Origin of the sequence: Chamaesiphon sp. GL140_3_metabinner_50 (assembly GCF_025361915.1) — a bacterium.
Classification (GTDB): domain Bacteria; phylum Cyanobacteriota; class Cyanobacteriia; order Cyanobacteriales; family Chamaesiphonaceae; genus Chamaesiphon.
The window spans coordinates 1-7,239 of the sequence record NZ_JANYJC010000043.1 but is presented as its reverse complement, the minus strand read 5'-3'; the positions used below and the strand labels follow the sequence as shown (position 1 = coordinate 7,239).

Sequence of the window (7,239 nt, the reverse complement as noted above, 5' to 3'; positions counted from 1 at the left end):
TGTCTACTTACAGCCCAGTGAATCGCGAGTGGCGATGCCAGTTTTGGAATTAGTACCAGTGGCAATTTTACAAAGTTCTTTTTGTTGAACCTTGCCTAAAATCGCATCGGTAAAGTCTGCGCCCGCAATATTAACATCTTTAAATGTCGATCGCAGCATCATTGCTTCAGTGAAAACAGCATCGCTCAAATCGGCACCCACAAACCGCACTTGGTCGAGTAAACCTTGAGAAACATTCGCCCCGTGAAGATTGGTACGGTTTAAGGTGGACGAGCTGATGACTACGCCTGTGAGGTCTGCCCCAGAAAAGTTGGTATCATCTAACTTGGCAGTGGTGAATACTGCCGTCTGAAGGTTTTTCCCAGAAAAGTCTTCCCCGTTGAGTTCGGCATTATCATAGGAAAGTGACGGACTGTATTGAGAAGTTCCTCCCGCCGCAATTGCGTTACTCGGAAAAAATATTAAGATCGAAGCAAAAATTAAGGCGATAATAGTAGGCATGTTTTCCAGTAAACAACGAGCGGCGATCGAGTAAAGCTAATGCTACTGTAAGGTGTAAGTTCTACAACTAGTGCAGAAATTCTGACGGGTAACACTCGCTCAGGATTTTTACAATCCTTAACATCCACAGTTTATCCTAAAATTTGGACTGACGATCGATCTAGTTCTGTTTGAAAAGGCAATGTATTTGGGGAAAATCCCAACTCCCATCTCCCCGCTCCCATCCCTAAAATATGCCCAAATTACTAATTAACTGGGTTTTGAATGCGATCGCGTTTTTAATTACGCAGCGGATTGTCAATTATTTTCTACCAGGACAGTTTCGGATTCAAGATTTTGTCACGGCTCTAATCGCCGCTTTATTGCTGGGTTTAATTAATAGCACTGTCCGCCCAGTCTTAAAATTATTAACTTTCCCATTGACAATTTTGACATTAGGACTATCATCATTAGCAATTAATGTGGCCTGTTTGATGTTTGTGGCAAGTTATGTGCCAGGGTTGCAGATTAATGGCATCGTTCCGGCGATTGCTGGTTCGATCGTGCTATCGATCGTCTCAACATTAATTCACTGGATATTTAATTAGTCGCTCGCTCGTTTACGACCTGCAATAAATCCCCAGATCGCACATCACACAGCCACTAACCAAAAGGTCGATTAAGATCGGGTTTTATCATTACATCTTCGAGCAAAATTATATGCCGATCGTTAACAGACAGAAATTACATCTTGATTTCTTATTAGCTCTTAAAGGGGCGATTTCCCTATTCAGAGATCCGACCCAAACGGAGTCTGTCTATGACATTGAAGATGGTTTGCGAAATACCAAAGCCACTCAACTAGCACTGGAATTTGTCAAATCTGACCCTGCTGTCGATCGCATTATTACCGAAAGATATACCCCACCTCCGGTAGACATAGATGCTCTATATACCCTGCCTACAGATTCTCTCGGTCATCATTATGCTGCTTATATTAAAGAATCTAACTTCGACCCTAATTTCTACCGCAAAGTTGAGGTAAAGGATGATATTAGCTACATGTTTTTACGCTTGCGCCAAACACACGATATTTGGCACATCGTTGCGGGATTTGGTACCGATGTCGCTGGAGAACTGGGTCTAAAATCCTTTGAACTCGCCCAAACTCATCGCACGATGTCTTTAATCCTCCTCACAGGTGGACTTCTGAGCATATTAACTAAATCCCCAGCAGATTTGAATAATGCGTTGGAATGCGTTGCTTTAGGCTATCGTAGTGGTGCAAAGGCACAGCCATTACTATCACAAAAATGGGAAGAGCAATGGTCGAAGCCTCTGAGTGATTGGCGTGCAGAATTAGGAATTGAAGTCACAAAAGTCTACATTCCATAGCCAATTTTTATCGGTTCTGAGGAAGCGAAAATTTAGCCCAGGTGGTTTGGATCTGGCATGTAAAAATTAAATCGAGCTAGATAATTTTAAGTATCTAGCTCGACTTTTAACTAATTTCGTCGATTTTACCATTGAAACCCGTGTAATTTGGGTAGGGGTGCCGAGGTGGATGTTGCCTTTAATAAGCGGGGAATTTTACCGCTATCATAAACGCGAAATTCACTTGCGACAGTCGCTTCCAGGTCGCGGACGGCTTGATTCATCACCACAGACCCATTTCGATCGGAAACAGAACGATGGAATGTCCCCCTGGGAATTCGGAGAATTTCGCGATCGGTCTCCAAGCGCACAATATGATACGGATAGTTCCAAGTAAAATTGACTAAATAGAATGTCCTTCCCCCCGATATCGCTAAGAGATTGTCTTCTTGGTGAGGATGAAGATAAAATTGCCAGTAACCGCGATCGCTATCGGGTGGACTGGTGGCTGGGCCTGTATGAACTACCAAGTCGCGAACGTTTGATTCGGGAACGGTAATATCGAAAAAGCGAACGCTGGGCGTATCGCGGAACTTTTTGTAGCTGACCATTTCAAACACGATCGTACCTCACACAAAATAATAATGTCTATTTACCAATGAGCGTCGCACATCCAAGTTTAGCAAACCGTCAATTTTGAACCTTTTGCCGCTCTTACTTTCTATTTTAAGATTTGAAATTAGCGATTGGGCAAATTTAACCCAGATCGTTACTGGGAGTGTGGGAACGATAGGTTACATCCGAGCGTCATAATTACAAAGATGGGTTGCATCGGTGGGTGTGTGAAATTATAAAGAATTCCTAACGATTATGAATAGACTGGTGCTGGCTTGTTTGGGGATGGCGACGATTGTACTGGTGCAACCTGTTACGATCGCGGCTGAGATAAATAACGATACAATTTCGGCATCTGTGCGGTTTTTATCTGCTGGAGTAAGTAAGTATAATAGCGGCGATAAGCAGGGTGCTTTGGCTGATTACAACCAAGCGATTCAGCTCAATCCTGCTTATGCTTTGGCGTATGTAAATCGCGGCGTACTGAAATCGGCATTGGGAGATCGTCAAGGTGCAATGACGGATCTCGATCGAGCGATTGCACTCGATCGCAAATTCGCTCAAGCTTATAATAATCGCGGTGCGGTTAAGTATGAATTAGGTAATAAACGTGGCGCAATCGATGACTATACTCGCGCGATTGCCGTTGCCCCAAAATTTGCCCAAGCTTATTACAATCGCGGTGCGACTCGATCGGAATTAGGCGACGGGGGTGCTTTAAGTGACTTGAATCAGGCGATTGCCCTCGACCCGAATTATGGAGCGGCTTACTACAGTCGCGGCATAGTCAGAGCGGCTTTAGGCGACAAACGCGGTGCGATTTCCGATTATACTCGCACGATTGAGATCGATCCGAATAATGCTAGTGCTTATTACAACCGGGGGGCGATTGAATCTGAATTAGGTGAAATTCATGCAGCTTCTGTCGATTACGAACGAGCTGTGGCACTCGATTCATACTACGAGAATAAAGACTACCGAGTTGCGAAGACTTATTATAGTCCGATCTTTATTTATAGTCCTTATTATATCGGCGGTTACTATCACCAGGGTAGCGTTGTTTATTACAATCAGTTCATTTTTTCTAGCCCTGTATATGTAAATACTTCTTACAGTCGACAGCAGATTAATAACAACTCTACTCCCATCATTCAAGTCAACCAACAACGGCGGAATGAGGGCGGGAACAGTACGATTATTATCAATAATACTACCACCTCAACCAATCGACAAGTCACACCGGGTGGCACCAGCTCGTCGCGAGAAAATCGTCGGGTAATTATTAATAATTCATCAAATTCACAGGTAAATATTCGAGAAAATCGCACCACGCGCGATCGGACTAATACTCAAACTAATATCCCGACACCCCAAGTAACAACTAGTCCGCCAACGCTCGAAACAGTCAATATCCGAGAAAATCGTACCACTGGCGATCGCACTCGGCGTAATATAAAAACCGATCGGACGAATGTACGGGTTGATGTTACTGTGCCCCAAGTAACTACGAATACGCCGACGCTCGAAACAGTTGATGTGCGAGAAAATCGTACCACTCGCGAACATCCCGATCGCAGTAACGAACGAGAAGCGATTAGCAATCCCGGCATTCGTATCAAAACTGCGCCTAGTCGAGAACGAAACCCCAGACGGCGTGGGGAATAGGGAATAGGGGATAGGTAATAGGTATTAGGTATTATCAAACCTTTACCCTTTAACCTTTACCCCTACTTCACTATTTAACTTAACTGCAAACTAACTTACTGCTGACCGCCGCATTCGGGACAGAACTTATAATTAACGGTATGAATTACGCCGCAATGACCGCAATGAATTGATAATGCTCCAGAACTGGCGCGTTTTGGTTTGGCAAGTCCGACCATTTCGGCATTAGATTTCCCTGTGGGTACCATCGGGTAACAATTTTCATTGCGCTTGACTAGCGCATTGAGTAAAACAGGGCCATCGTGCGCTAGCATTGCCGCGATCGCAGCGGGTAGATCTTCCCGACTATTAACTGTCATTCCCTTAATGCCATAAGCTTGCGCTAACAGCATAAAATCGGGCATAGAGGGTGCCATTTCCGAGGAAGAGTAGTTTTCTTTGTAAAAGGCTTCTTGCCACTGTCTGACCATGCCCTGCCAGCCATTGTTAATGATGACAATTTTGACGTTCAAGCCGTATTGTTTGAGCGTACCGAGTTCCTGAAGATTCATCTGGAAACTGGCATCGCCGCTGATACAGATAACTTGCTCGTTGGGAAGTGCCATCTGCACGCCCATTGCTGCGGGTACGCCAAATCCCATCGTTCCCAAGCCAGCACTCGAAATCCAGTGGCGGGGGAGGTTATTGAGGAATTGCGCCGACCACATTTGGTGTTGACCGACATCGGTTGTATAGTAAGCGTCTGGAGCCTGACGGCGACACTCGACGACGACTTCTTGAGGTGCGAGTAAACCCTCATAGCTGGGTGCAACTAGCGGATTATCGGCGCGCCAACCGGAGATCGTCTCTAACCACGATCTAGTTTGCTCGGAATTACCGCCTAAACCTAGTTCCCGAATGCGCTGGAGCAGTTGAATTAAAACCTGTTTGACATCGCCGACGATCGGGATATCTGGGGTGCGATTTTTACCGACTTCAGCGGGATCGATATCGATGTGGATGACTTTAGCGGTAGCGGCAAACTCTTCTAATTTACCAGTCACCCGATCGTCGAATCTCGCACCGACAGCAATTAGTAAATCGCAATCAGTCACCGCCCAGTTGGCATAAGCGGTACCGTGCATTCCCAACATCCCGACAGAGAGCGGGTGTAGTTCGTTAAAGGCACCTTTGCCCATCAGGGTAGTAGTCACGGGGATTTGGAACAGTTCGGCGAGTTGTTTGACTTCTTCGTGCGCGCTAGCCGAAATTGTCCCACCGCCGATGTAGAGTAAAGGCTGCCGACTTTTGGCAATTAGTTGAACGGCTTGGTTAATTTGGCGAGGATTGCCGCGTATGGTGGGCTTGTAGCCGGGTAATTTGACGCTACCGGGGGCGACGGGGGTATACTCGCACAACATCGCCCCGATATCTTTAGGAATATCGATTAAAACGGGGCCGGGACGACCGGAAGCCGCGATATAGAAGGCTTCGGCGACGATCCGCGCCATGTCTGCGGGGTTGCGGACGACGTAAGAATGCTTGACGATCGGCAGGGTAATGCCATAGATATCTGTCTCCTGAAAGGCATCGGTACCGATCGCGTAACTGGGGACTTGTCCGGTGACAATTACCAGCGGAATTGAGTCCATCTGCGCCGTGGCAATGCCTGTAACCAGATTTGTAGCTCCGGGGCCAGAAGTAGCAAAACACACCCCTACCTGCCCTGTCGCGCGGGCATAACCATCGGCGGCATGTGCGGCACCTTGTTCGTGACGCACGAGGATATGCTTAATTTTGCCTGCGGCTTCAAAGCGATAAATTTCATCGTAAATGGGGAGAATCGCCCCACCTGGATAACCAAAAATATGCTCTACGCCATGACGATGGAGACTGTCGAGCAACGCGTAAGCACCAGTTTGGGAACGAGAAACTGCTGAAACGATCGGCAATGGTTGGGTAGTTGCTACTTCAATGACACGTTGGGAAACCACGAATAAAACCTCAGGAGATGGGAGGGGGACTGGGGGACGGGGGGACTGGGGGCGAAAAGTGCGGGAACAGGGGCGCGAGCTTTTGGGGGGAAGCTTCCCCCCAAAACGTCGCTTGTTTCCCCAAGTAGAGCACCTTTTCAAGACAGACGGGGGACTGGAGTTGGGAGTTGGGAGTTGGGATACATATATCGAAGTAACAACGCTGACTTTTAGGGGTTGGGTTGAAGACTGGCGAATTTTGTATGTCTGGTTACTGGATGAACTGGGTTGATGTTCTATTATCGATCGATCGATCGACGATGGCGAACGATCGATACATTTATTTTACGCTTGGAAATATCGATCTTCCATAGCTGGGGATGCGATCGGGAAAATTATAGAATCGCGTCTGGGTTGTCCCGATCGAGCGGCTTACCTTTGAGATTGAGCCAATGTTCTCGGTAGAGTAATTCTAGCTGATTTCCAGCTCCTCGAAATAACTTGATTTGACCGAAGATCAGCCCTTGAAATAATCTGTAAAAAGCGAGGCTGAAAATCGCCACGATCATGCCTGTAGCAGTCGAAATTAACGATTCGCTAATTCCTAGCGTCACATTACCACCAGCCGTAGTACCAAGATCGGTGAGTTTAACCCCATTGAGCGATCTAATCAAGCCTAATACCGTGCCCAGTAATCCCAGCAACGGCGCGAGCGCAATGATTGACTCTAGCATCTTGTCACCCTTCCGCATGGTGGCAATTTCTTCCTCAGCGGAAGCTTCTAGGGCGAGTTTGAATGTCTCCGGATCGGGATTTGTCCGCTTGAGTGGTTCGTACAGAAATCTACCAATGGGTTTGCGATTGCGTTCTTGCTTGGCAATTTGAGCGGCGGTATCCCATTCATTATTCGCACTAGCGGCTAGTACGCTTGCGACTAGCTCTTCTTCTTTCCTAAGCGTTTTAAACCAAAACCACAGCCGTTCCAAAATCGTCGCTAAGGATAAAACTGATAGAGCAAACAACGGCCACATTGTTGTGCCACCTTTCTCAAACAGGTCTCTAACATCCATAATTAATCAGTTGACGGTTGACAGTTGACAGTTCGGCTAAGAGTTAATTATTACAGTTAATTGACGCTCGTTCGCGTAGCGTA

Annotated in this window: 7 protein-coding genes; 3 read left to right on the top strand and 4 right to left on the bottom strand. The window is 46.6% G+C overall.

Annotation, left to right across the window (positions count from 1 at the left end):
- Positions 1 to 3: 3 nt before the first annotated feature.
- On the bottom strand, positions 4 to 501 hold the full coding sequence (locus tag Q0R35_RS02200) for a pentapeptide repeat-containing protein (RefSeq protein WP_295614016.1): 498 nt from the start codon (positions 499 to 501) through the stop codon (positions 4 to 6).
- A gap of 233 nt (positions 502 to 734) precedes the next feature.
- Between Q0R35_RS02200 and Q0R35_RS02195 the strand changes: the two genes are divergently transcribed.
- Positions 735 to 1,088, top strand: coding sequence for a phage holin family protein (locus Q0R35_RS02195; protein WP_295614014.1), 354 nt, complete (start codon positions 735 to 737; stop codon positions 1,086 to 1,088).
- A 112-nt stretch (positions 1,089 to 1,200) separates the two neighbouring features.
- Positions 1,201 to 1,875, top strand: coding sequence for a Coq4 family protein (locus Q0R35_RS02190; protein WP_295614012.1), 675 nt, complete (start codon positions 1,201 to 1,203; stop codon positions 1,873 to 1,875).
- Positions 1,876 to 2,000: 125 nt separating this feature from the next.
- Here the strand turns inward: Q0R35_RS02190 and Q0R35_RS02185 are convergent, their stop codons facing one another.
- Complete coding sequence (locus Q0R35_RS02185) at positions 2,001 to 2,474, bottom strand: redox protein (protein ID WP_295614010.1); 474 nt, start codon at positions 2,472 to 2,474, stop codon at positions 2,001 to 2,003.
- A gap of 250 nt (positions 2,475 to 2,724) precedes the next feature.
- On the opposite strand from Q0R35_RS02185, the gene Q0R35_RS02180 reads away from it, so the two are divergent.
- Positions 2,725 to 4,134: a tetratricopeptide repeat protein gene (locus tag Q0R35_RS02180; RefSeq protein WP_295614008.1), complete on the top strand. Its 1,410-nt coding sequence runs from the start codon at positions 2,725 to 2,727 to the stop codon at positions 4,132 to 4,134.
- 95 nt (positions 4,135 to 4,229) lie between these two features.
- Here the strand turns inward: Q0R35_RS02180 and ilvB are convergent, their stop codons facing one another.
- Together ilvB and Q0R35_RS02170 are read right to left on the bottom strand one after the other, a co-directional pair.
- Positions 4,230 to 6,065 carry a biosynthetic-type acetolactate synthase large subunit gene (gene ilvB, locus Q0R35_RS02175; protein ID WP_366944803.1) on the bottom strand — a complete coding sequence of 612 codons (1,836 nt, stop codon included), beginning with the start codon at positions 6,063 to 6,065 and terminating at the stop codon, positions 4,230 to 4,232.
- A gap of 416 nt (positions 6,066 to 6,481) precedes the next feature.
- Entirely contained in the window at positions 6,482 to 7,156 is a 675-nt protein-coding gene (locus Q0R35_RS02170; RefSeq protein WP_295614006.1) for a MotA/TolQ/ExbB proton channel family protein, read from the bottom strand.
- Between the last annotated feature and the right edge of the window lie 83 nt (positions 7,157 to 7,239).

Excerpts from the sequence above, each read along its gene's own strand:
- Q0R35_RS02200 (WP_295614016.1), bottom strand. The coding sequence starts at position 501 with ATGCCTACTATTATCGCCTTAATTTTTGCTTCGATCTTAATATTTTTT.
- Q0R35_RS02195 (WP_295614014.1), top strand. The coding sequence starts at position 735 with ATGCCCAAATTACTAATTAACTGGGTTTTGAATGCGATCGCGTTTTTA.
- Q0R35_RS02190 (WP_295614012.1), top strand. The coding sequence starts at position 1,201 with ATGCCGATCGTTAACAGACAGAAATTACATCTTGATTTCTTATTAGCT.
- Q0R35_RS02180 (WP_295614008.1), top strand. The coding sequence starts at position 2,725 with ATGAATAGACTGGTGCTGGCTTGTTTGGGGATGGCGACGATTGTACTG.
- Q0R35_RS02170 (WP_295614006.1), bottom strand. The coding sequence starts at position 7,156 with ATGGATGTTAGAGACCTGTTTGAGAAAGGTGGCACAACAATGTGGCCG.